The 25,792-nt window shown below is 38.8% G+C and carries 20 protein-coding genes and 3 tRNA genes; 8 read left to right on the top strand and 15 right to left on the bottom strand.

Annotated features, from left to right (window positions below):
• Window positions 1-599: 599 nt before the first annotated feature.
• The 5 genes from glnA to RFX69_RS11060 all read left to right on the top strand — a co-directional run bounded on the left by glnA (window position 600) and on the right by RFX69_RS11060 (window position 5,249).
• Window positions 600-2,015: a type I glutamate--ammonia ligase gene (glnA, locus tag RFX69_RS11080; RefSeq protein WP_000061267.1), complete on the top strand. Its 1,416-nt coding sequence runs from the start codon at window positions 600-602 to the stop codon at window positions 2,013-2,015.
• Between the two features lie 125 nt (window positions 2,016-2,140).
• Window positions 2,141-2,650: a chorismate lyase gene (locus RFX69_RS11075; RefSeq protein ID WP_001231792.1), complete on the top strand. Its 510-nt coding sequence runs from the start codon at window positions 2,141-2,143 to the stop codon at window positions 2,648-2,650.
• The gene (ubiA, locus tag RFX69_RS11070) at window positions 2,647-3,525 is read left to right on the top strand and encodes a 4-hydroxybenzoate octaprenyltransferase (RefSeq protein WP_000205472.1); all 879 of its coding nucleotides are present in this window, start codon (window positions 2,647-2,649) and stop codon (window positions 3,523-3,525) included. Before RFX69_RS11075 ends, ubiA begins: the two co-directional genes overlap by 4 nt.
• A gap of 110 nt (window positions 3,526-3,635) precedes the next feature.
• On the top strand, window positions 3,636-4,943 hold the full coding sequence (locus tag RFX69_RS11065; RefSeq protein ID WP_289332506.1) for a lipase family protein: 1,308 nt from the start codon (window positions 3,636-3,638) through the stop codon (window positions 4,941-4,943).
• Between the two features lie 105 nt (window positions 4,944-5,048).
• Window positions 5,049-5,249: a hypothetical protein gene (locus RFX69_RS11060; RefSeq protein WP_045543898.1), complete on the top strand. Its 201-nt coding sequence runs from the start codon at window positions 5,049-5,051 to the stop codon at window positions 5,247-5,249.
• Window positions 5,250-5,258: 9 nt separating this feature from the next.
• Here the strand turns inward: RFX69_RS11060 and RFX69_RS11055 are convergent, their stop codons facing one another.
• The 6 genes from RFX69_RS11055 to RFX69_RS11030 form a co-directional block, all read right to left on the bottom strand.
• Window positions 5,259-5,702: a DUF2726 domain-containing protein gene (locus RFX69_RS11055; protein ID WP_000464149.1), complete on the bottom strand. Its 444-nt coding sequence runs from the start codon at window positions 5,700-5,702 to the stop codon at window positions 5,259-5,261.
• A gap of 56 nt (window positions 5,703-5,758) precedes the next feature.
• A tRNA-Asn gene (locus RFX69_RS11050) sits at window positions 5,759-5,834 on the bottom strand.
• 181 nt (window positions 5,835-6,015) lie between these two features.
• Window positions 6,016-6,091 (bottom strand) — tRNA-Asn (locus RFX69_RS11045).
• Window positions 6,092-6,099: 8 nt separating this feature from the next.
• Window positions 6,100-6,175 (bottom strand) — tRNA-Asn (locus RFX69_RS11040).
• Between the two features lie 146 nt (window positions 6,176-6,321).
• Complete coding sequence (locus RFX69_RS11035) at window positions 6,322-6,948, bottom strand: superoxide dismutase (protein WP_000208082.1); 627 nt, start codon at window positions 6,946-6,948, stop codon at window positions 6,322-6,324.
• A 145-nt stretch (window positions 6,949-7,093) separates the two neighbouring features.
• A complete protein-coding gene (locus RFX69_RS11030; protein WP_023896409.1) occupies window positions 7,094-7,852 on the bottom strand; it encodes a Nif3-like dinuclear metal center hexameric protein in 759 nt (252 codons plus the stop codon).
• Window positions 7,853-8,045: 193 nt separating this feature from the next.
• Between RFX69_RS11030 and RFX69_RS11025 the strand changes: the two genes are divergently transcribed.
• Complete coding sequence (locus tag RFX69_RS11025; RefSeq protein ID WP_001254962.1) at window positions 8,046-9,221, top strand: S1C family serine protease; 1,176 nt, start codon at window positions 8,046-8,048, stop codon at window positions 9,219-9,221.
• Window positions 9,222-9,270: 49 nt separating this feature from the next.
• Here RFX69_RS11025 and RFX69_RS11020 read toward each other — a convergent pair whose 3' ends face one another.
• The 6 genes from RFX69_RS11020 to ahcY all read right to left on the bottom strand — a co-directional run bounded on the left by RFX69_RS11020 (window position 9,271) and on the right by ahcY (window position 19,123).
• Window positions 9,271-10,509, bottom strand: a complete 1,239-nt coding sequence (locus RFX69_RS11020; RefSeq protein ID WP_001198539.1) for a multifunctional CCA addition/repair protein — start codon at window positions 10,507-10,509, stop codon at window positions 9,271-9,273.
• A 91-nt stretch (window positions 10,510-10,600) separates the two neighbouring features.
• Window positions 10,601-12,871, bottom strand: a complete 2,271-nt coding sequence (locus RFX69_RS11015; RefSeq protein ID WP_000342684.1) for an NADP-dependent malic enzyme — start codon at window positions 12,869-12,871, stop codon at window positions 10,601-10,603.
• A gap of 236 nt (window positions 12,872-13,107) precedes the next feature.
• A complete protein-coding gene (locus RFX69_RS11010) occupies window positions 13,108-15,957 on the bottom strand; it encodes a bifunctional diguanylate cyclase/phosphodiesterase (RefSeq protein ID WP_000016038.1) in 2,850 nt (949 codons plus the stop codon).
• Between the two features lie 134 nt (window positions 15,958-16,091).
• A complete protein-coding gene (locus tag RFX69_RS11005) occupies window positions 16,092-16,814 on the bottom strand; it encodes a 16S rRNA (uracil(1498)-N(3))-methyltransferase (RefSeq protein WP_001078577.1) in 723 nt (240 codons plus the stop codon).
• Window positions 16,815-16,832: 18 nt separating this feature from the next.
• Window positions 16,833-17,669: a methylenetetrahydrofolate reductase [NAD(P)H] gene (gene metF / locus RFX69_RS11000; protein WP_000167014.1), complete on the bottom strand. Its 837-nt coding sequence runs from the start codon at window positions 17,667-17,669 to the stop codon at window positions 16,833-16,835.
• 71 nt (window positions 17,670-17,740) lie between these two features.
• A complete protein-coding gene (gene ahcY, locus RFX69_RS10995) occupies window positions 17,741-19,123 on the bottom strand; it encodes an adenosylhomocysteinase (protein ID WP_000994845.1) in 1,383 nt (460 codons plus the stop codon).
• A 221-nt stretch (window positions 19,124-19,344) separates the two neighbouring features.
• Here ahcY and RFX69_RS10990 point away from each other — a divergent pair, with 221 nt between their 5' ends.
• Window positions 19,345-19,881, top strand: coding sequence for a cysteine peptidase family C39 domain-containing protein (locus tag RFX69_RS10990; protein ID WP_289332505.1), 537 nt, complete (start codon window positions 19,345-19,347; stop codon window positions 19,879-19,881).
• A 38-nt stretch (window positions 19,882-19,919) separates the two neighbouring features.
• On the opposite strand, the gene RFX69_RS10985 is transcribed toward RFX69_RS10990, so the two are convergent.
• The 3 genes from RFX69_RS10985 to lipA form a co-directional block, all read right to left on the bottom strand.
• Window positions 19,920-20,303, bottom strand: coding sequence for a carboxymuconolactone decarboxylase family protein (locus RFX69_RS10985; RefSeq protein ID WP_289332504.1), 384 nt, complete (start codon window positions 20,301-20,303; stop codon window positions 19,920-19,922).
• 103 nt (window positions 20,304-20,406) lie between these two features.
• Entirely contained in the window at window positions 20,407-22,872 is a 2,466-nt protein-coding gene (locus RFX69_RS10980; RefSeq protein ID WP_289332503.1) for an acyl-CoA dehydrogenase, read from the bottom strand.
• 283 nt (window positions 22,873-23,155) lie between these two features.
• Complete coding sequence (gene lipA, locus RFX69_RS10975) at window positions 23,156-24,169, bottom strand: lipoyl synthase (RefSeq protein ID WP_001289259.1); 1,014 nt, start codon at window positions 24,167-24,169, stop codon at window positions 23,156-23,158.
• A gap of 196 nt (window positions 24,170-24,365) precedes the next feature.
• Here lipA and sthA point away from each other — a divergent pair, with 196 nt between their 5' ends.
• Window positions 24,366-25,778, top strand: a complete 1,413-nt coding sequence (sthA, locus tag RFX69_RS10970) for a Si-specific NAD(P)(+) transhydrogenase (protein ID WP_001137505.1) — start codon at window positions 24,366-24,368, stop codon at window positions 25,776-25,778.
• Window positions 25,779-25,792: the final 14 nt, after the last annotated feature.

Genomic DNA, 25,792 nt, shown 5'->3' with positions numbered 1-25,792 from the left:
AATGAAAAAGAACATGAATAGTAAAATTTATTTTTTGTCGAGTAATGTGAGATCTACTATATGTGGTCTTATTAACTGCTTAGATAGCGACTAAATAGTGCGTTTATTTAGAGAAATTCATAAAAATGAAAAATAATTATTAGATTTTAACTAAAGCAGAAGGCATTTAACTGATGGTTTAAGTCATAAATTTAAGTTGCTGAAATAAACCAAAGGAACTCATTGGGGAAGATCGATGTCAAAGGAGTGATTATTTTCAAGTAATCCGATAAGAATCTCAGCATTATATATAAGAAAGTATTATGATCATGGACGACTGTTAGAAATTGATGCAGCGGGTTATATCAGTGCAACAATTTTGCACTAAATTAGGGCAATAATGAGCTATTTAAATATGCCATAATTTGAAAATGTGTGAATATGGTGCATTTACACAAGCAAACAGTATAATGGGTTCAAGACAAGGGGCCTAAATCATGAATACTTATAAGTAATTCAATGTTTTAGGTAAGTCTTATAAAGTTGGTATGAGAATTGCTTAATAAATACCAGCAACTAACACGCACTCAACAAGTGCAACAAAATTTCATTGGAGCAAAATGAGCATGGCGAACAAGGTCCTTCAACTCATACAAGAAAGTGGCGCAAAATGGGTCGATTTTCGCTTTACTGATACTAAGGGTAAAGAACAGCACGTAACTTACCCAGCTGATTCTATTGATGAAGATACTTTTGAAGACGGTAAAATGTTCGATGGTTCTTCAATCGCTGGTTGGAAAGGTATTGAAGCATCTGACATGATTTTACGTCCGGATGCAGAAACTGGTTTCATCGACCCGTTCTTTGCTGAGCCAACAGTAGTTGTGACTTGTGACGTTATTGAACCTTCAACTGGTCAAGGTTATGAACGTGACCCACGTTCGATTGCTCGCCGTGCAGAAGAATACTTAAAATCTACAGGTATCGGTGATACTGCATTCTTTGGTCCAGAGCCAGAATTCTTTGTATTTGACGAAGTGAAATGGGACATCGATATGTCTGGCGCTCGTCATACATTAATCGCTGAAGAAGCTGCTTGGTCTACTGGTAAAGATTACGAGTCTGGTAACTCAGGTCACCGTCCACGTGTTAAAGGTGGTTACTTCCCAGTTCCTCCAGTTGACTCTGCACAAGATATGCGTGCAGAAATGTGTGCAAAAATTGAAGACATCATGGGCCCAGGTCGTGTAGAAGTACACCACCACGAAGTTGCTTCTTGCCAATTAGAAATTGGTGTGAGCTTCAATACGCTTGTACGTAAAGCTGACGAAGTTCAACAGTTCAAATATGCTGTTTGGAACGTTGCACATCAATATGCAAAAACAGCTACGTTTATGCCTAAACCAATGGTAGGTGATAATGGTTCTGGTATGCACGTTCACATGTCTATCTCTAAAGATGGCAAGAACTTGTTTGCTGGTGATGAATATGCAGGCCTTTCAGAAATGGCGTTGTACTTCATCGGTGGTATCATCAAGCACGCTCGTGCATTGAATGCAATCACAAATCCATCTACAAACTCATACAAGCGTTTGGTTCCTCACTTCGAAGCACCAATTATGCTTGCTTACTCAGCGCGTAACCGTTCTGCGTCTATCCGTATTCCTTACGTTTCTAACCCTAAAGGCAAGCGTATCGAAGCTCGTTTCCCAGACCCAATGATGAACCCGTACTTAGGTTTCGCTGCGTTGTTAATGGCTGGTATCGACGGTATCCAAAACAAGATCCATCCGGGCGAAGCTGCTGACAAGAACTTGTATGATCTTCCTCCAGAAGAAGAAGCAAAAATCCCAACAGTTGCTCATAGCCTAGATATGGCTCTTGAAGCACTTCAAGCAGATCACGAATTCTTGTTAAAAGGCGGCGTGTTCACTAAAGAAATGCTTGATGCATACATCGAACTTAAAACTGAAGATGTACGTCGTCTTAATACGACTACTCACCCAGTTGAATTCGATATGTACTACAGCCTGTAATACATACTTCATAAAAAAGCCTGCTTATGCAGGCTTTTTTATTGCTTGGAATGTTGATTGAATTCTCTAAGTTTTTTATCAAAAAATTGGGGTAAACTAGGTGCGAGTTTTCATGTGAGCAGATTATGCGTAAACGACAACCAGTACTTAAGCAGGAAAAGACTTTAAATCCTGAATTGAAAACATGGTTGTATGCGTCTGGTTCTCTGACACAACAACTCACTGAGCTGGGTGGGGGGAAGTTCAGCGTAAAGCCTTTCAAAGAACATTTCCAGCGTTTAACTTTTGCCGACAGTCAATGGATGAACATGCCCTATACCCACACTTCTTGGGTAAGGGAAACCTATTTATATGGCAGTGATGTAGAGCCGTGGGTGAAAGCAAAAAGTATTTTTCCCATTCAAAGTTTACAAAAAAAAGCCCGTATATTTCAGCATATTGGTTCTAAGCCGATAGGTCTTTTTTTATTTCAAAGAACAACACCACTTTGTGATCGCCGGGTTATTCGTTTACCAGAAGGCTGGACGCGACAAAGTTGCTATACTTGGCATGGATGTAAATTTATTGTTCAAGAAACATTCTTACCGGCTTTTGAAGCTTTTTTATATCAGCAGCACGACAAGGAATTACTATGACGACTGCAACAGGTACAACATGGCGTCAGCGTTTAGAAGCTTATTATTATCTATGCCGATTTGATAAGCCAATTGGTACAGAACTTGTGTTTTGGCCAACCATGTGGGCACTTTGGGTTGCATCAAAAGGAATACCGAATTTAGGTATTTTATTCGTCATGATTTTAGGCGTCATTTTTATGCGCGCTGCTGGATGTGCCATTAATGACTTTGCTGATCGTAAAGTAGATGGTCATGTAGAGCGTACAAAAACACGTCCGTTAGCAACAGGGGTTATTCGAGCCAGAGAAGCAGTATATGTATTCTTGGGTCTTGTTTTAGCAAGTGCATGTTTGTTGTTCTTTTTACCCATAGAAACTTTCTACTGGTCATTTGGAGCATTATTTTTAGCTTTCATTTATCCATTTATGAAACGCTATACCAACTTACCGCAAGTTTTTTTAGGAGCAGCATTTTCATGGTCAATTCCAATGGCCTTTACTGCGGTAGGTAAAACTCCGGATCTGACTTGCTGGTTGCTGTATTTTGGTAATTTGGCTTGGACAGTGGCTTATGACACTCAATATGCAATTACAGATCGCGAATATGATTTAAAGATTGGTGTGAAATCTACAGCTATTCTTTTTGGTCGATATGACATCCAGATTATTGCGCTTTTACAAGCAATAAGTCTTGTTTTGATTGGTACAGCGCTATATTTAGAAAATATCTTATTTCCTTGGGCCATTATTGCTTTAGTTGTAGTGGCATTTGATTTTATATATCAAACAATTAAAACCAAAGACCGCAACCCTCAGGTATGTTTTTGGGCATTCCGTCACAATCGTTGGGTTGGACTAATCATTTTTCTAGGAATATTTTTAAATTTCATATAGTAAAAATGACCGTGAGGTTGAAAAGTGTTCTATGCAGAGCACTTTTTTTATGTCTTAATATTTGTGCATGAAAAATATGCGGAATAAATAACACATAAAAAGGATATTCTATGAAACGGTCAAAAATTGCTTTAGCTATAACATTATCAATTTCAGCATTATTTCTTACAGCATGTAATGACGATGATGATGATTACATTGGAGTAAATCCTGATAAAACGTACATCTCTGAAAAAAACTATTCTCAAGATACTTTAAGTGGTGCTGCCTCTATCAAAGTGATGACCTATAACATGGAGAATGTACAAGGAAAAACAGCTCAAGCAACGGCACTGGTCATGTTTCCTAAAGTTACTCAACCTAAGGATGGTTATCGAGTAGTAGTGTGGGAACATGGAACTGTAGGTGTAGGGGACAGTTGTGCACCAAGTAATAATACAATTAATCCACGGTTTAAGATCTTAGCCGATACATTGTTGGCGGCTGGTTATGTCGTGATTGCCCCAGATTATGAAGGATTGGGCACCCGGGGAATGCATCCATATTTGAATCTATCAAGTGAGGCTAAATCAGCATTAGCTGCTGTTAAGGCAGCGAAAGATCATTATGGTAATCAGTTAAATGGTGCATGGATGTCGATTGGGCAGTCTCAAGGTGGACATGCTTCATTAGGCACAGCGGAATTTGCTAATAATGATGCTAATTACAAAGGGGCGGTTGCAGGAGCGCCAGCTTCAAGCCTCGGATATATTATTTCTATAGTTGCACCACAAGCAATTCAAGATATTCTTAAAAAAGAGCAGGCTGGTACTGTACCTGTTGGTACGGCTGTAGAAGTATATGCTGAGCTTCTTGCATATGCCGCATATACTACCGTAGGTATTACTGCGTATGAGCCTAAATTTAATTATCGTGAAATTTTCCAACAACGTTCTCAAAGTATAGCTGAGTTCGCAGAGGGGACTACAGGTGAAAATGGTGTATGTTTAACCGATTTGCATAATAAATTTGCGGATGATATTCGAGATTTCCTGGCTACTAATGCCGGTAAAACAGTTTTAGATTATCCCGGTTTAGCTGGTAATTTCCAAGAAAACCCGACTGTGAAAAAGTTCTTGGCAGATAATCAGCCAGCTACTAAAAAAATCAATTCACCAGTCATGATTGTACAGGGTACTGCGGATATGGCTGTACCATATCCTGTTACTAATACCTTACAAGAGGGACTTAAAAAAATGGGAACTGATGTGACATTTGTACCTGTTTTAGGGGCTGCTCATACTCAAGCGATTGTATGTAGAAATGCTGAAATTTATCAATTTGTTCAATCTAAGATGCCAGCTAAAACAAATATAGTGCTTGATCCATCAGTAATAGATGCTAGTAAGAATGTTGAATGTACTGGAATAGCACAATAATTTTTTATATTTAAAATATTCAAATTAAAAGGGTCTTAAAGAAGGCCCTTTTTTTGTTATATTGTTACGCATTCTGAAATCGATACCTTTGAGTTTGAAGAACTTATGAGCCAGCAATCTGTTGAAAAAAAATCTGTTCCTTGGTTATTAATGGGATTAGGTTTATTTATTCCTTTTCTGATTATTGGAATACTTTTTTTGGCTGCAAAAAGTGATGCTCAGAATAAGAAACAATATGAACAGCAGCGTTTAGAAATGGAAAAAAGAATAGCTGAGAAAGAAGCTGCCAATTCTGACAAGAAATAACAGTAGTTTTTAATAAATATCTTTTTGTAGCTGGCGTACACTCGGGATGTTTGTATAGCGTCTTACGATATAACCTGCCTCTATGAGCATTTGATCACGAAGACGATCTTCTTCGACTTTCTCAAGGTGAGTAGGGTCATCTAGCTCAATAATGGCTATTACTTCCATGTTTTCATCAAGCAAAACAAAATCAGTGACTTTACGGTTGAACTGACTACGAACCTTATAATCATTACTGGTTATTAATGCGCTAAAAGCCACTTGTGCTAGAACATGATAACTTGGGAAACTCTGTTTTAAGCGTATAAACATTTGAGTTTCAAAATTAGTAATAACAGGACGGGCAAAGAACTTTTGTTTTGGAAATAAATAAGGGCGTAAACAAACAAGAAGAAAAATACAGGTGCTTAAGCAACCTAAAATAATAAAAAATAAGTGACTCGATTCGAACATGTGAAGACATCATACAAATAAAAACCCACTCATAAGGAGTGGGTTTTTAAGAATCTTGGCTCTCCCACCTGGGCTCGAACCAGGGACCTGCGGATTAACAGTCCGTCGCTCTACCGACTGAGCTATGGGAGAATCTGGAAAGGGATTTTAGGCAGGAAAGGGGGCGAGGTCAAGGGTTAATAATGGAATTAGTGAGAATATCTAACTGATTGGTTTAAAAATATTCGAAACATTGATTTTATTCAAAATAATAGAAAAATATTAAATGATTAGAAAAGAAAAAGCCCACAATGAATGTGGGCTTTTAGAATCTTGGCTCTCCCACCTGGGCTCGAACCAGGGACCTGCGGATTAACAGTCCGTCGCTCTACCGACTGAGCTATGGGAGATTAATAGATGGCTCTCCAACCTGGGCTCGAACCAGGGACCTGCGGATTAACAGTCCGTCGCTCTACCGACTGAGCTATTGGAGAATCTGATGCGCATTTTATGGATGAAATCTAAAAGCGTCAATAAGAATATTAAAGAAAATGAATCGTTTGCTTGATTAATATGCTTTTGTTGTACTAAAAATAAAAAAACCACCCAAAACAGGGTGGTTTTTTATAAAGAAATAAAATTATTTCTCTACACCAGCTGGTTGGCCTGCAAGTTTTGCATTTGCATAGTCCCAGTTCACAAGGTTTTCTAAGAAAGTTGCGATGTATTTAGGACGTAAGTTGCGGAAATCGATGTAGTAAGCGTGTTCCCATACGTCAATTGTTAATACAGCAATTTGACCATGTGCAAGTGGAGTGTCTGCATTAGAAGTTTTAGTAATAGAAAGTTTACCGTTTACTTCATCAGCAACTAACCAAGCCCAACCTGAACCGAATTGAGTTGTTGCAGCAGCAGTAAATTCTTCTGCAAATTTTTCGTAGCTACCAAAAGCTTCGTCAATTTTAGCAGCGATTGCGCCAGTAGGCTTACCACCACCGTTTGGCTTCATGCTGTTCCAGTAGAAAGTGTGGTTCCAAACTTGAGCAGCATTGTTGAAAATACCAGCTTTAGATGCATCACCAGCAGTTGCTTTAATGATTTCTTCTAAAGTTTTACCTTCAAGGTCAGTACCTTTGATTAAGTTGTTTAAGTTAACAACATAGGTATTGTGATGTTTGTCGTGATGGTATTCTAAAGTTTCTTTACTGATATGTGGCGCTAAATCATCATAGCCATATGGAAGTGCAGGTAAAGTAATGGTTGTCATGTTCCTATTCCTTGCATTTGCTGGGTTATACAATTAAGTGGCTCTATTGTAAATGATTCTGGATGCAATAGGGCAGCCTTTTAAAGAACTATACACAATAAAGATCTAATTAATACGCATAACACAGATTGAAAAAAAGACTTAATTAAATCGGATTATTCAATTCAAAATATTCACTTTCAATAGCAAACTGCTTTGAAATTGCTTGTGCTAAACGTTGAACCCCATAACGTTCGGTTGCATGGTGACCACAGGCAAAATAATGAACGCCTAATTCTTTTGCTTCATAAAAAGTTCGTTCACTGACTTCGCCTGAAATATAAGCATCGCAATTTTGTAAAGCAGCTTTAGCAATAAAATCTTGAGCACCGCCTGTACAGAAGCCTATTTTTTGAATACTTTGTTTTTCAGCCGGTAAATGGATCACTTTAAAATCAAAACTGTTTTGTAGTTTTGCTTTAAATTCCTCTACAGAAAGCGCTTGCTCTAAATAACCAATATTACCAATTGGATGTTTCTCAGTTAGATCAAGTGGCTCTAAATTTTGTAAGTTTAGTTTTTCTGCAATAGCGATATTATTGCCCAAATTCGGATGTGCATCTAAAGGCAGATGGTAAGCGACTAATGAGATATTATTTTGAATAAGTTTTTTTATACGGTTACCTCGCATACCAGTGATTGGGTACGGTTCGCCTTTCCAAAAATAACCGTGGTGTACGAGTAATAGATCGGCATTCTGAGCAATTGCTGCATCAATCGCATCTTCAGAAGCAGTCACTGCACAAAGAATACGTTTTACTTCAGTTGAACCTTCAATTTGCAGGCCATTTGGTGCGTAATCTTTAAATTCTGCTGCTTTTAAGGTTTGGTCGCACCACTGAATAATTTCATGCAAATTTGCCATGATATTTCCTGAATTGAGTAGTAAAAGTTGCTAAAGCTATAGAAACATATTTTGTTGTGTAACTAAAGCTAGACAAATCTTTTTTGACTTTTTTATGTATATCGACATATTTAATTTAAAATGCTTAACTGAAAACTCTTTTTGTTCAATATATTAATTTAATTAAAAACTTCTTTGCGTAGAGGATATGAACGTGCGCCGCACCTTTACATGGTTACCTTGGGTGTTACTTATTATTGTAATTGCCAGTTTTATTGCATGGCAAAAATACCATCAGCCGAAACCAACTGTTGCAGTTGATGGGGTGCAAATGCCAGCTGAGAAAGTTGAGCCACTGGTTGATACTTCTCGAACGGGCGGGGTGGTGTCTTATAGTGCTGCGGTAAAAGTTGCAGCACCAGCAGTAGTTAATATTTTTACGACCCAGAAAGTTAAACAAAATCATCCTTTATTAAGTGATCCGGTATTCCGTGAATTTTTTGGAAATCAGGTTCCTGAGCAACAACAGCAAAATGAAAATAGTTTAGGTTCAGGGGTTATTGTTCGCGCCGATGGTTACATTCTCACCAATAATCATGTGATTGCTCAAGCTGACCAGATTGTGGTGGCATTACATGATGGACGCCGAGCAGAAGCTACAATTGTTGGCACCGACCCTGATACAGATTTGGCGGTTATTAAAATCGATTTAGATAAATTGCCAGTATTGCCTTTTAAGCTCAGTGGTAATGAAGTTGGTGATGTTGTTTTAGCAATTGGTAACCCATTTGGCGTAGGGCAAACTGTAACTCAAGGAATTATTTCAGCAACCGGTCGCTCTGATTTAGGTATTAATACCTATGAAGACTTTATTCAAACTGATGCTGCAATTAACCCAGGTAACTCAGGTGGCGCATTAATCGATGTGGCTGGTAACTTGATTGGTGTAAATACGGCGATTTTCTCACAATCGGGTGGCTCTTTAGGTATTGGCTTCGCGATTCCGGCAAAGGTTTGTCAGCAAGTATTAAACTCGATTTTAAAAGATGGTCGTGTTGTTCGTGGTTGGTTGGGTATTAGTTTACTTCCACCTACACAAGACGATGTATTGGCACCTAAGCAGCAAGTAGGTGTAGTGGTTGCTGATGTCTTAAAAAATGGTCCGGCAGATGCTGCAGGGATTAAAGTTGGCGATAAAATTGTTCAGGTGAATAATGAGCCAATCACTTCAGCTTCTCATTTAATTAATTATGTCGCTTTGCAAGCACCAAATAGCGAAATTAATGTTCTGGTTGAAAGAGAAGGTAAACAACAAAACTATGTTGTGACGGTAGGTGAGCGAAAAGCACAGAATACACAATCTCAGTATATTCCGCTTCCAAGACGTTAAAACCTAAATAAAAAAAGCCTCATTTTGAGGCTTTTTTTATTGTTGTTCATTAGGAGTGACTAAGACTTTGATGCTGATTTTTAAATTCAGCTAAAGCTTCAATTCGATATTGAATAAGCATTTCACCAATTTCAGCACCCTTAATGTTCTCTGGTAAATCTTGAACTTTAATGGAGCGAACAATTTGCATGGCTTCACGCATGTATTGAGCTTGAGGATATGGACGATCTTCTAGTCCTAATCTGCCTTTTGCATCACACTCGCAGGCTTGTACAAAAGCTTCCACTCTTTCTGGGCGACGTAAAACATCTAAGCGTTGCAATAGACGCCATAAAGTACCAGGTTTCAAGGACATAATCTGATGACATTTTAAATGTTCTTTACAAACAGATAATGCCAATTGTTTGGTCTGTGTCGGAACTCTTAAACGTTCACATAATTGGGTAACTGGCTTAATTCCACGTTCTTCATGCATGATATGACGAGGAAGTTCTTCAGCTGGAGTGAGGGCCTTACCAAGATCATGCACTAAAACAGCGAAACGTACATCAAGCGAGTAGTTCGACTTACAAGCTTGCTGTAATGACATTAAGGTATGAATGCCACAATCCACTTCAGGATGATATTCGGGGCGTTGAGGCACACCGAATAAAGCATCAATCTCAGGGAAAAGATGTTTTAAAGCCCCACAATCACGCAAAGTTTGGAAATAAATATCGGCATGATTTTCCATTAAAGCGCGTGAAGTTTCTTTCCAGACGCGCTCTGGTGTTAGTGCATCAAGTTCACCTGAATCTGCCATGGTTTGCATAAGTTGCAATGTCTCTGGCGCAATTTGAAAACCATATGGGAAATATCGGGCGGCAAAACGCGCGACTCGCAATACCCGTAAAGGGTCTTCAGCAAAAGCTTCTGAAACGTGGCGCAGAATTTTATTTTCTAAGTCGTTTTGACCACCATATGGATCATATATTTTACCGTCTTGATCCATTGCAATCGCATTAATGGTTAAGTCTCGACGAATTAAGTCATCTTCTAAACTTACGGTTGTATCAGTAAAGAATTGAAACCCGTGATATCCCTGCCCAGACTTTCGTTCGGTTCGTGCAAGTGCGTATTCTTCTTTGGTTTCGGGATGAAGAAACACAGGGAAATCTTTGCCTACAGGTTGAAAACCTTGGGCGAGCATGTGTTCCGGCGTTGCACCGACCACAACATAGTCTTTTTCTTGATAGGGATGCCCAAGTAAATAATCTCGAACAGCACCGCCTACTAAATACACTTGCATGAAAAAACCTCTATTCTTCAAGCAATCATGCTACAGAATAGAGGTTTTCTCAAGTCATTAGAAAGGCTTTTCGTAAAAAGCGGTTTCTAAATTACTTTTCTTGCTGTTGAATTTCAGCAACTGTTAAAGCAGTCATATTGATAAGACGGCGAGTCGTCGCTGTCGGAGTCAAAATATGAACTGGTTTAGCAGCACCTAGCAAAATTGGACCAATTGTTACGTTGTTACCAGAAGTTGCTTTTAACAAGTTGAACGAAATATTTGCTGCATCTAGGTTCGGCATAATCAACAAGTTCGCTGAACCTTTGAAACGAGAACCAGGGAATGCAAAATGACGAATATTTTCGTCTAATGCTGCATCACCATGCATTTCACCTTCAACTTCAAGCTCTGGAGCTTGCTCAGATAAAATACGATAAACTTCACGCATTTTTTGAGCACTTGAGTCTGTCTGGTCACTACCGAAGCTTGAATGAGAAAGTAGCGCGACGCGTGGTGTAATACCAAAGCGACGTACTTCTTCAGCCGCTAAAATAGTCATTTCAGCAAGTTGTTCAGCAGTCGGATTAGTGTTTACATAAGTATCAGCAATAAACAAGTTGCGATCTTCAAGCATTAATGCATTAAGCGTGAAGAAGTTGTTCATGCCTTCTTTAAGACCAATTACATTGCGTACGAAGTCAAGGTGAATGTTATAGCTACTGTAAGTACCACATAACATACCATCTGCTTTGCCAAACTTAACTAGAAGTGCAGCAATGAGTGTTGAACGACGGCGAGCTTCACGTTGAGCATATTCAACAGTGATGCCTTTGCGTTGCATGGTTTGATAGTAGTCTTTCCAGAACTCTTCGTATAACGGATTTTGTTCTTGATCTACAATCTCGATATTTACGCCGTGTTGTAAACGTAAGCCTAATTTTTTGATGTTTGCTTCAATGACTGCTGTACGACCAACTAAGATTGGTTTAGCTAAATCTTCATCAACTGCAATTTGAACAGCACGTAATACGCGCTCATCTTCACCTTCAGCGTATGCAATACGTTTAGGATCTGTTTTTGCTTGAGCAAAAATCGGTTTCATCAAGAATGCTGAGTTATAAACAAACTCAGAAAGTTTTTGACGATATGCAGAGAAATCTTCGATAGGACGAGTTGCAACACCTGAATCCATTGCTGCTTTAGCAACAGCAGGCGCAATTTCTAAAATCAAACGTTGATCAAGTGGGCGTGGAATTAAGTAGTCACGGCCAAATGAAGCAGATTTTTCACCATAAGTAGCTGCGTCAGCTTCTACGTGAGCCATACGTGCAATTGCGTGTACACATGCAATTTTCATATCTTCGTTAATTGTTGTAGCACCTACGTCAAGTGCACCACGGAAGATATAAGGGAAACATAAAGCATTGTTTACTTGGTTCGGGTAGTCCGAACGACCAGTTGCCATGATTACATCTGGACGTACTTCATGTGCATGTTCAGGCAGAATTTCTGGATCTGGGTTTGCTAATGCAAAAATAATCGGATTTTCAGCCATTTGTTTCACCATATCTTTGGTGAGAATACCAGCAGCTGAAAGACCTAAGAACATATCCGCGCCAGCCATTACTTCATGTAATTGAGTCGCTTTAATGTCTTGTACATAACGTTTTTTCGATTCATCCAAGCCTTCACGTGAAGTTGTAAGAAGACCACGAGAATCGGCAACAATGATGTTTTCTTTATTTACGCCTAAAGCACAAAGTAAATCTAAACAAGAAAGGGCAGCAGCACCTGCACCTGAAGCAACGATTTTGATTTCTTCAATTTTCTTATTAACGATTTGTAGAGCATTTAATAATGCTGAACCTACAATAATACTTGTTCCGTGTTGGTCATCATGGAACACAGGAATTTTCATGCGTTCACGAAGTTTCTTTTCAATGTAGAAACATTCAGGCGCTTTGATATCTTCAAGGTTAATACCGCCGAAAGTTGGTTCTAATGAAGCAACAATATCAACGATTTTATCTGGATCGTTTTCAGCAATTTCAATATCAAATACATCGACACCAGCGAACTTTTTGAACAGAACGCCTTTACCTTCCATTACCGGTTTAGAAGCTAATGGACCAATATTACCTAAACCAAGAACCGCAGTACCGTTACTGACAACAGCAACCAAGTTACCACGCGCTGTATATTTTGCAGCAGCTGAAGGATCACGTTCAATCTCTAAACATGGAGCAGCAACCCCTGGTGAATAAGCTAGAGCCAAATCTCGTTGGTTGACAAGTTGCTTACTTGGCGTGACGCTGATTTTCCCTGGATTTGGATATTCGTGGTAATTTAAAGCGGCCTGTTTTAAAGATTGATCGTCCATCTGAGTCTCTATTGATACAAAAAAGCAAACTAGTCAAGTTGCTCACAAAGGTTGGTAATTTATCTGCTTACTATGTACAAAATTATATCAAGTAACATAATAGGTAGACGAATGGCCAATAGCCTCATGGTGAGCTAAATGCTAAAGAATATAACACTACTTCTCTATTTCTCACAGTCAAAAACGCTCATTTTTGGAAAAACCAGCGCATGTAAAATAGACTGTTAAAACAATTATCAAATATGCGTATTTGTTTGTAGATATTGAAGAATCTGATTTGGATGAAGTGGACGGCTAAAGAAAAAGCCTTGTAAAAAATCACATTGCTGCTTTTGTAGATAAATAACTTGTTCTTCGGTTTCCACACCTTCTGCAACTAGCTTTAATCCCATGCTTTTACCCATCGCAATCATCGCATTCACAATTGCTTCTTGTTTTTGATCACCGATTTTCGAAACAAAGGCCCGGTCAATTTTTAAAACATCGATTGGGTATTCTGTTAAATAAGCTAGCGATGAATATCCAGTGCCAAAATCATCTAGTGCAATTGAAATATTACGTTCTTTAATGGAGTGCAATAGTTTTTTTACATTGTCAGTATTATCTAATAAAGCAGATTCCGTGATTTCTAGTTCTAAATTTGAACCATCAAGATGATATGTGTCTAAAACTTCGTCTAAATCACTGAGTAAAAGACCTCGATGAATTTGTTGAGCAACAATATTTACAGAAACTCGGACATCGGCATAGCCAGCTTTTTTCCATTCTTGTAGCTGTTTGCCAACTTTATCTAAAACAACTTTACCAATATCGGAAATAAGGCTACTACGTTCAGCAAAAGGAATGAACATATTCGGCATAACTAACCCTTTTTCAGGATGCTGCCAGCGAATGAGTGCTTCAAAACCTTTAATCGATTTGTCATTTAAATTAATTTTTGGTTGGTAATACACCACAAATTCATCATTTTGAATGGCTTTACGCAACTCTTGTTCTAAGTCTGCTGTCTTATATGGGTTTGTAGTTTTATTACAATAATAGCTAATAGTGTTGCCACCTAAACGTTTTGCTTCCGACAAGGCTTGTTCGGCATGATTGTTGAGGTGATCAATTTGCCGGCCATGCTCAGGGAAACAAGCAACCCCAATAGAAGCTGTAATGAAATATTCTTGTTCATCAATATAAAAAGGCGCATTTAAAGCTTGTAATATATTTTGGCAATATTGCTCAATGTTGGGATGAATAGGTGATATTTCATAAATAATTGCAAAATCATCGCCGTTTAAGTAAGCCACTAAAATTGCATTGATATTGGTCAGTCGTAGTCGCTGTGCAAATTGTTTAAGTAACTCATCCCCACTATCATTATTTAGAAACTCATTAAATGCTCTAAATCTATCGATATTAATACGTATTAAAGCCAAATTTTTAAAACTATAAGATGGATTAACAAGATATTGATGTAATTGATTATAATAGTAAAAGCGGTTAGGAAGGTGAGTCAAACTATCATAGTTTTTTAAATAAGATAAATGCTGCTCTTGTCGCTTTTGGTCGGTTAAATCACGTGCAAAACCAATATAATTAATAATCTGGTTGTACTCATCTTTAACTGCATTAATATGAAGCCATAAATAGACACTTTTACCCGATGTAAACTTTTCATCAAATTGGCCCATATATTCGCCAGTTTTTAGAAGTTGCTGAGTAATGGAGTCGTGAAATTGTTGTTGCTGTAGCTTCTGATTTATTGTGATATTAAATAGCTGCTGACTTAATAATTCAGATTTTGAAAAGCCAGTTAATTTCTCATAATAGGGGTTAACTTCAATATAGTTGAGTTTTTCATCTAGAATAAAAATTCCTTCAGCTGCCTGCTCAAGCACAATCGCAGAAAGTCTCAAATGTTCTTGATCTTTTTTTTCCTGATGAATATCTCTGGTCATTCCAACCATACGTAAAGCTTTATTGGTTTTAGGATCACGGCTAATGACACGTCCTACGTCATGAATCCAACGCCAAGAACCATTACGACGTAAAATGCGGAAAGTAATATTGAAGTGATCAGATTTTCCTTCCAAGTGTTCTTTTAAACGTTCATCAAATAACTTTCGGTCATTGGGATGAATGCGCTCTAAAATTGACTTGAGGTGTAAAGGAGTATTTTGAGTTTGTTTTTGTTGATCAAAAAACGTTATTTCTAATTTTTGTTTCTCAATATCCCAATCCCACGGTCGGATACCTGCTGTTTCATGTGCAAATGCTAAATTATGATGATGGCTTTCAAGCCTCTCATTCATTTTAGTGAGGTCATATGTCCTTTCCCGAACCTTTTGTTCGAGCAAATGATTATTAAATTGAAGCTGTGCTTCAATATCTTTAGATTTATTTACTTCTTGTTGGAGCTGTACACATAACTCTTCAGCCCATTGAGTATGCTGTTCTGCTACTTGAACAAGTTGTTTATTTTTAAATAATAGTTGAGAAATTTTTTGATAGTTACGCTGAGTTGCATAAGCACAAAGTAAAGTTGCGACGAAAGCTAAATTATATGCAAAGTAAAAGGGGAGTTGGGTGATTTGAGAATGAGTAAACTGTCCAATAATGAGTGGAACTGTACTTGGAATAAAGAGTAAATAAAAATATCGAGGTTGTTGAGTTAAAAATGTAAGACCAATTATGTGGGCTGAGGTAATAAATAATGCTATGAGGATATGAACATCAGAAACAGATATTAAAGTGTCAGGAAGGGAAAAATGCAGAACAATGATATTTATTCCCATTAAAATTCCAGACGCCAAACAAATGCCTTGTAGCACTAAATCTGTTTTCTTAATGAAATGAATATCACGATAATGTGTTAATAGCTTTGGGACAAATAATAGACAAGTAAGCGTCAAAATAGTAAAGCCAATTGACCAAATAAAGTTTGTAATGTAAGAAGTAAAGTAACAAAAGAAAATAATAGCTGAAATTAGGCACAGTAAAATTAGGCTAACAAGATACCAGCGGATATATTGAATTGAAAGGCGAAGCTGCTCAATTTTTGTTTGATGCTGTAAATATTCTTCCTGAAGGCCAGACATAAGATTTTTCTATCCTATTTTTTTACATTTATACAGAAAGAATCTGATTTATCAGTGGAAAAAAATTTAAATTAATATTCATACCGTGAAAGTAAGTTAACTTTAATTGTTGATTTAATCAATGTTCAATAAGTTTATATGGATAAAAACCGATAATTTAAAATAGATAATGCTACAACAGGTGCAGTTTCAGTACGTAATACACGGTCCCCAATACACCAGTTCATAAATCCAGCTTGATTGGCTTGCGTAATTTCATTGTCACTTAAACCACCCTCAGGACCAATTAAGAGGGCTAGTTCAGGTTGTATCCCTGCCAATACATCTTTTTGTTCTTTTTCAGGAGCTAAAACAAATTTAGATACAGGAAGGTCAGATGAGTTTAACCATTCATGAAGAGAAATAGGTGCTAAAACTTCTGGAACTAAATTGAGTCCACATTGCTCACATGCTGCAATTGCAACAGCTTGCCAATGATCTAATTTTTTTTGATCGCGGTCGTATTTCAAACGCATTTCACAACGTTCACTGGTCAAGAGCTGAATCTTACTGACGCCAAGTTCAGTTGCTTTCTGAATGGCATAATCCATTCGGTCACCTTTACTCATGACCTGACCAAGAATGGCTTTAAATGGAGCATTACGGTTTACAGGATTAAAATTCTCAATAGTGACAAACGCATTTTTTTTATTAATTTCGGTCAATGTCGCGAGATACTCACCACCTTGGCCATTAAATAGTATGGCTTGTTCTTGTAATTGTGCGCGTAAAACACGTACCCAATGATGGAAGACTGATTCAGTTAGTTGAATTGTTGAGCCAACTGTAAGTTCAGTTTCGATAAAAAAACGATTCATTGGGTACGCCTTACAAAATTAATTTAAACCAAGGTCAACAACAAGCTGACGAGTTGGTTCGACTTGGTTCATTGAGTAGAAGTGTAAACTTGGTGCGCCACCTGCAATGAGGCGTTCGCATAGCTTAACAACAACTTCATGACCAAAAGCTTTAATACTTTCGCTGTCATCGCCATAGGCTTGTAATTGCTTACGAATCCAGCGAGGAATTTCAGCACCAGTACCATCTGCAAAGCGGATTAAATTGCTTGCATTGGTAATAGGCATGATACCAGGAGCGACCGGAATGTTAATTCCAGCTTTTTCCAAACGCTCTATAAAATAAAAGTATGAGTCTGGATTAAAGAAGAATTGAGTAATTCCCGCATTGGCACCAGCTTGTACTTTTTCAATAAAACGTTGGATATCTGAGTCAAGGCTTTCGGCTTGAGGATGCATTTCTGGATAAGCCGCAACTTCAATATGAAAGTGGTCGCCTGAGTGCTCACGAATAAAACGTACTAAATCTTGAGCATAAGGAAGTTCGCCAAGACCAACCTGTCCAGATGGTAAGTCACCACGTAAAGCGACAATACGGTCAATGCCTTGAGCTTTGTATAAATCGAGTAGTTCAGCAATACGCGTCTTATCATCACCAATACAAGAAAGGTGAGGGGCAACAGGAGTGCCTTTACCATTGAAATCTTCAATAGCAGCAAGTGTGCGTTCACGAGTAGAACCACCAGCACCATAAGTAATTGAGAAAAACTCTGGATTTAATTGCTGTAATTCTTGGTGAACAATACGAAGTTTTTCAGCACCGGCATCAGTTTTTGGCGGAAAAAACTCAAAAGAAATAGGTGTACGTTTAGTCATGTCAAATCCTTGTAAACAGCGAAACATTTTTAGAAAAAAGGGCAGTCGGTTCACCGTCTGCCCTTATGTTCTTAGTATTTGTAAGCGTCAGATTTGAATGGCCCCTCAACAGCAACGCCTAAATAATCAGCTTGCTCTTGAGTTAACTGAGTGAGTACACCACCGAAACCTGCAACCATTGCAGCAGCAACTTCTTCGTCAAGTTTCTTAGGAAGAACTTCTACGCGAATTTTTGCAGCTTTTTCACTTGCAGGTAGATCGGCAAATTTCTCTTGGAATAAGTGAATTTGACCTAAAACTTGGTTAGCAAAAGAACCGTCCATTACACGTGATGGGTGACCAGTTGCATTACCTAAGTTTACAAGGCGGCCTTCAGAAAGAAGGATAAGATAGTTGTTTTCGTCTTCTGAACGATAAACTTGGTGAACTTGTGGCTTAACTTCAACCCACTTGTAACCACGTAAATAAGCCGTGTCAATTTCTGTATCGAAGTGACCGATGTTACATACAACTGCACCAGCTTTTAAGCTGTCTAACATTGCTGCATCACATACGTGGTAGTTACCAGTTGTTGTTACAACAAGGTCAGTGTTGCCAAGAAGATCGTGGTTAATATCTTCTTTTTTACCTGTTTGTACGCCGTTTTTGTATGGAGATACAACTTCATAACCATCCATACATGCTTGCATTGCACAAATTGGGTCAACTTCAGTTACACGAACGATCATGCCTTCTTGACGTAAAGATTGAGCAGAACCTTTACCTACGTCACCGTAACCGATCACAAGCGCACGACGGCCAGATAAAAGCATATCTGTTGCACGTTTGATTGCGTCATTTAATGAGTGACGGCAACCATATTTGTTGTCGTTTTTAGACTTAGTAACAGAGTCATTTACGTTGATTGCCGGTACTTTTAAAGTGCCGTCTTTCCACATTTCGATAAGACGTTGAACACCTGTTGTGGTTTCTTCGGTAATACCGTGAATGCGCTCTAAAAGTGCAGGATATTTTTCATGAACAAGAGCAGTTAAGTCACCGCCATCATCCAAGATCATGTTGGCATCCCAAGGTTGGCCATTTACATTGATTTGTTGTTCAAGACACCATACATATTCTTCTTCAGTTTCACCTTTCCAAGCAAAAACTGGAATACCGCGAGCAGCAATTGCAGCAGCAGCGTGGTCTTGAGTCGAGAAGATATTACAAGATGTCCAACGAACTTCAGCACCTAATTCAACAAGCGTTTCAATAAGAACCGCTGTTTGAATGGTCATGTGGATACAACCAAGAATTTTTGCACCAGCAAGTGGTTTAGACGCTGCATAGCGTTTACGTAAGCCGATCAAAGCTGGCATTTCTGCTTCAGCAAGTTTGATTTCTTTACGACCGTAGTCAGCAAGTGAGATGTCAGCAACTTTGTAATCTGTAAATGAAGCATTAACCGCGTTCATCAGGATCTCCTAGGAAAAAATAGTATTGATCATTCTGTTCGCGGATGCCGTTGTTGGTTAAAACGACTGTTTAACCGATCGTCGAGCCTGGCAAAATGATCTTTAGTGCCGATCATTTGTCGCAGCATCCCTCGACTAGCGAAACATTGTACTTGGAAAAGCTTTTAGTGCCAATCCAGTTTTGTTTATTATCTGCGTAATTACGACTTTAGATTTAAATTATGGCCTTAAATATTCCCGAATCTTTGGCAAACCTCGAAGCGAATTGTGGCCTTTTTGCGGTTTGGATGGTACTTCAACATCATGGAGTGCAAATTGATGTTGCTGAGCTGATTAAAGTTTGCCGCTATGACGATGAAGGAACTTATACGATTGCTTTAGCCGTTGCTTTAAAAAAGTTGGGCTTTGAGGTGTCATTTCACTCAGATCATGATCCTAACATTAGCTCAAGCGAACGCATGAGCTATAAAGAAGCAAAGGTATTAAGAATACCAACTGGGCCAGCGCTGAGCTATCAAGATATTCAAATAGAGACGCAAAATGGAAAAATGGTGATTGTGTACTACGACACTTTAGAAGGGGTAGGGAATCAGTCACTCATTTATTCTATAGATCAAAATGAAATCTGCTTTTTTGATAGTTTTGAGCCGATGTCGGCAGCAGTTTTTGAGAATCAACGTAAAGCAGAAGGTGTTTGCCGTCAGGCTGTCGTAATTGGTGGCCGTAATTTAAATATTCATTCGACTAAATTGAATTAAACTTAAATGAGCCAGTAAAGTGCTGGCTCATACTGAAGTTATTGTTGTTGATATTCTTGAATGACTTCTAACGCAGCCCGGAAAGCTTCCTGAGTAGCAGGGGCACCGCAATATGGCAGGCTATGCAATAAAGTTTCCTGAATTTCTTCAACTGTACAACCATTGTTGAGTGCACCACGAACATGGCCCTTGAGTTCTGTTGGTGATTTGAGTGCAGTTAACATTGCCAAAGTAATTAATGAGCGATATTTACGTGGCAGCATACCTTCACGTTGCCAAGTCGATCCCCATGCATGTTCATTAATCCAGTCTTGTAAAGGCTGGGTAAAGGGCACGGTATTTTCTTGGGCACGTTTTACAAAAGCCTCTCCCATCACTTCTGTGCGTACTTTTAATCCATTTTCGTAATCTTGCTTAGACATTAATTTCTCCTAAAAATAAAAGCGTCGATTGACGCTTTTATGGCTGTTTATTAATTAATGCGAATCAAAAATGATTGCAATAGTGAATTAGTGGAGGCATCAGTCACACTATTTGATGAGGATTTGATAAAGGCAGGACTTTATTTAGCTTTTCATCAAAAACATCGGTAAGCATGCTATCGAATCGAATTGCGTTGTACTGCAATAATTGTTGAGCTTCGCTTTCAGAAATAAAGCCTTCTTTTATCGCTTGCGCAATATTCTCTTCAAAAGTAAGACCCGTAAACTTGCCTTTGGATTCAGCTTTCTTAAACTTATCCCAAAGCGGTTCAATGGTTCTTAACATTTGGAACGTGTGCTCTAGACGGCCAGTGACATCATTAGGTTCAGTTGAATAGTACACATGGCGTTTGAGTTGCTCTCTAAACGGATGTTCTTCCATCATGAGTTCAGCAACTTGTTGTTTTAACTCATCGTCAGGTTTTGAAATCACACGACCTAACGGGAAGCATATCCATTTGACAAATGCTGCTGGAAGCTTGGCTGGGAAGTTGTCAAATAGTCCCCAAAATGCTTCCTGAATATTCAAAAATGCTTTTTGCAGTGCTAGTTTGGCATGAAGTTGTTCAGCTTCAGTTTTTTGTCCAGCCTCATAATATTTTAAAATTGCAGTGGCAATAAACAAGTGCGCGTGAATATCTGCCAAGCGGCCTGATAGCATTTCTTTACGCTTTAGGTCTCCTGCGAGTAAGCCAAGTGCCATATCGGAAACAAGTGAAAAATTGGCGCTAAAACGATTGATGGTTTTATAGTAACTTGCAGTGAATTGATCTGCTGATTGAGGTGCATCATTCGAACCACCCGTCCAACCATAAGCAAATGATCTAGCACCGCGGTTAAAGGTATAGGCTAAATGTTTAAACAACAAATCATCGAATTTTTGTACGGCATTGGCTTTGTCGTCAGACTGAAGTAATTGCAATTCTTCAAAAAGATAAGGATGACAACGCATTGAGCCTTGACCAAAAATCATCAACGAGCGGGTTAAAATGTTTGCACCTTCTACCGTAATGGCAATTGGAATCGCTTGATAGGTAAGGGCAAGGAAATTGCGTGGCCCAAGTTGAATTGCGCGTCCTCCAGCAATATCCATTCCGTGATTAACCACTTTACGCATTGTTTCGGTTGCATAGTATTTTGCCATGGCAGTCATTACAGCAGGGGTTCCACCTTGGTTTAGACCACACGTCACTAAATAACGAAATGCTTCAAGCATATAGGCATCGCTGGCAATTTCACTGCTAGCTTCTTGTACACCTTCAAATTTGCCGACAGAAATATTGAACTGTTGACGAATTCTTGCAAAAGCACCGACAGTGAGATAGCTCATTTCACCTGCGGCCGTGGCCAATGCTGGCAGTGAAATACCTCGGCCAACACCTAAGCATTCCATCAGCATGCGCCAGCCTTTACCAGCATTTTCTTGTCCGCCAATAATCCAGTCAATTGGAATGAAGACATCTTCACCCTCTACTGTCCCATTCATGAATGGAGAGCCTGGATAGTGTCGTGCACCTATTTTTACGCCTGCATGATTGGCTGGAATTAAAGCACAGGTAATCCCGTACTCAGTTTTAGTCTTATCTCCAAGTAAACCTTCAGGGTCATAAAGTTTAAATGCTAGACCGACCACTGTGGCAATTGGAGCGAGCGTAATCCAACGTTTAGAGAAATTCATGCGGAGCCCAAGAACTTGAGCACCTTCATATTCACCATAGCAGACTACACCTGAATCTGGAATTGCACCTGCATCTGAACCTGCTTCCGGACTGGTTAAACCAAAGCATGGAATTTCTTCACCTTTAGCAAGTCCCGGTAGATATTGCTGCTTTTGCGCATCTGTACCGTAATGCATGAGTAATTCACCGGGTCCTAATGAGTTAGGAACCATACAACTCACCGCAGCAGTTAATGAACGCGAGGCAATTTTGCTCATAATGCGACTTTGAGCAAATGAGCTGAACTCTTTACCGCCAAAGGATTTTGGAATAATAAGACCCAAGAAGCCTTTATCTTTAATGAACTGCCAAACTTCAGGAGGAAGGTCTTTTAATTGATGGTGAATTTCCCATTCATCAAGCATGCTACATAGCACTTCAACTTCATTATCGATAAAACTTTGTTCTTCTGGTGAAAGTGTAGGATAGGGATATTTTTCAAATTGCGACCAATCTGGAGCCCCCATAAATAACTCTTTTTCCCACCAGCTTGTTCCTGCTTCTAAGGCTTCTTGCTCAGTGGTACTGATGCTCGGCATTGAATTGGCCAGAGTTTTATATGCAGGTTGGGTAATTAAGTTAAACCGTAAAGGTTTAAACAAAATAATAATGCTAAGTGCAATAAGGGGAATCCCTAAAAGTAATGCCCACGGCGTTAAAATGAAAGCAGTAAGTATGGCTACAGCAATCGTAATAACACTACCAGCGACTCTATTTAGGTTAAAAAAGAAAATTGCCCATATTGCAACAAGCTGAATGACAATACTTAAAACAAAGAGTAGGAAAATCATACTTGCTCCTTGCTAGATAAGCCCTCAAGTTAGAAATAATAAAAAAGCGAGGAGAGATTTAAGGCTTAACTAGCGAATTTTTTAATGCTGTTTAAATTTGATTTTTTATGTCGCAATTGATGTATATGCTAGAGCAGGGATATATCGTGCTTTTAGGTATAAAATATTTTTGAATGAAAGTGTAATGGCTTGTTTTATCGATTTGTCAAGAAATGTTATTGATTTTCTTGTATAAATAAAAAAGCCCTCATAATCTGAAGGCCTTTTTAATACTTATGAAGTGTTAAGCTTCGATTGCTTGTACCGCAATTTTTTTCGCAGGATCTACCTTGCGACGAACTTCAGGAACAGGTTCACCATAGTATTGGCGATCAGCAAAATAGCTTGAACGAACCATTGGTGCAGACCAAATATTTCTAAAGCCAAGTTTACGGCCATGCTCTGCATAACGTTCAAATTCTTCTGGTGTTACAAAACGGTCAATTGGTGCATGCTGTTTAGAAGGCTGCAAGTATTGACCAATAGTGACATAGTCGACATCGTGAGCACGTAAGTCATCAAGCAATGCAATAACTTCTTCTTCAGTTTCACCAATACCTACCATCAAACCACATTTTGTTGGGATGTCTGGGCAGTATTCTTTAAACATTTTTAATAGGTTTAAAGAGTGCTGATAATCTGAACCTGGACGCATCGCTTTATATAGACGAGGTACAGTCTCAATATTGTGGTTAAATACGTCTGGTGGACATTCAGTCATAATGCGTAAAGCAATATCCATACGTCCACGGAAGTCTGGTACTAAAATTTCAAGTAATGTATTTGGGCTAAGTGCGCGAGCTTCTTTAATACAGTCCACAAAATGTTGTGCACCGCCGTCAAGCAAGTCATCACGGTCAACCGAAGTGATTACTGCATATTTGAGCTTAAGATTGGCAATTGTCTCTGCCATGTGGCGTGGTTCATCAGGGTCCAATGCATTTGGACGACCATGCGCTACGTCACAGAAAGGGCAACGACGTGTACAAATATCACCCATGATCATGAATGTTGCTGTACCACCGCCAAAGCATTCTGGAAGGTTCGGACAAGCTGCTTCTTCACAAACGGTATGGAGTTTTTGAGCACGTAAAGTCGTTTTAATACGCTGAACTTCTTCTGGTGCCGTCATCTTGACACGAATCCAGTCAGGTTTACGCGGCACTTCAACCGTAGGTACAACTTTTACAGGAATTCTTGCGACTTTTTCTGCGCCACGAAGTTTTACACCCTGTTCAGGTTTACGGTGTTCTGACATATTTAACTTTTCCACTCGTTTATAGAGACATTGACATTGTATTATAGCGGACTTCTACAAGTAATAGCGGAAAATAACTATTCATATAATAAATGTGGCTATTCAGAAATATAGGGTTGAGAAATACATAAATTCACCGCATATTAGCCATAATTTATTATAAAATATGGTCATTCAACAGAGGAAGGAGCTTTCAATGCCACGTAAAAAAGAGGTCGTTAGTGGGAATTTCGTTAAGTACGATGCGGTAGTTCTCGGTTCTGGACCTGCAGGTGAAGGCGCGGCAATGAAGCTTGCAAAAGCTGGTAAGCGTGTTGCAATTGTAGATGTACGTGATCAACTCGGTGGTAACTGTGCACACGTAGGAACCATTCCAAGTAAAGCATTACGTCAAACAGTTTCTAGCATTATTCGCTATCAGCGTGATCCAATGTTTCAAAAAGTAGGTGAATGGAAACAGTTCACTATGAAACAGGTGTTGCGTAATGCGCACAAAGTGATTCAACAACAGGTTGATACGCATACACGCTTTTATGACCGTAACAAAATTGGTGTCTTCCACGGTCGTGCATATATTCAAGACAAAAATACAGTTTTAGTTTTTAGCCACGAAGGCATTAAAGAAACAATTATCTGTAAGCAAATCGTGATCGCGACAGGTAGTCGTCCTTATCATCCGCAAGGTCTTGATTTTGACCACCCGCGCGTATTTGATTCGGACAAAATTCTTGATCTTGATTACTCAATTCAAAAAATCATTATTTACGGCGCAGGTGTCATTGGCTGTGAATATGCCTCAATTTTTATTGGTTTAGACCATAAAGTTGACTTGATCAATACTCAACAAAAACTCTTAAGTTATCTAGATGATGAAATCGCCGATGCTTTGTCTTATCACTTACGTGAACAGGGCGTGTTGATTCGTCACAATGAACAAATGGATCATCTTGAAACATTTGATGACCACGTTGTTCTACATTTACAAAGTGGTAAAAAGATTAAAGCTGATGCGATTCTTTGGTGTAATGGCCGTTCAGGTAACACAGAAGGTTTAGGTCTTGAAAATGTTGGGTTGGTACCAAATAGTCGTGGTCAACTTTCTGTAAATGATCAATATCAAACTGAAGTTGAAAACATCTATGCTGCCGGTGACGTGATTGGTTGGCCTTCACTTGCTTCGGCTGCCTATGACCAAGGGCGCTGTGCTGGTGCAAACATGAGTGGTGAAGATGCTAAGCCAGTACGTGATATCCCTACAGGTATTTATACCATTCCGGAAATCTCATCTATTGGTAAGAATGAACAGGAATTAACGGAAGAGAAAATTCCGTATGAAGTCGGTCAGGCTTCTTTCCGTCATTTAGCTCGTGCACAAATTACCGGTGATACAGTAGGTGAGTTGAAGATTCTTTTCCATCGTGACACTTTGGAAATTTTAGGTATTCACTGTTTTGGTAATAATGCTGCTGAAATTATCCACATTGGACAAGCAGTTATGCACAGCCCAAACAATACTTTGAAATATTTTGTTGAAACGACATTTAACTATCCAACCATGGCTGAAGCATACCGTGTAGCTGCACTTAATGGTATGAATCGTTTATTTTGATTTTAAACAAGTTT

It is taken from the genome of Acinetobacter sp. 148 (genome assembly GCF_031196675.1).
Lineage (GTDB): Bacteria > Pseudomonadota > Gammaproteobacteria > Pseudomonadales > Moraxellaceae > Acinetobacter > Acinetobacter baumannii.
Note: the sequence above shows the minus strand (reverse complement) of the source record. Positions and strands in the feature narration are given on the sequence as shown.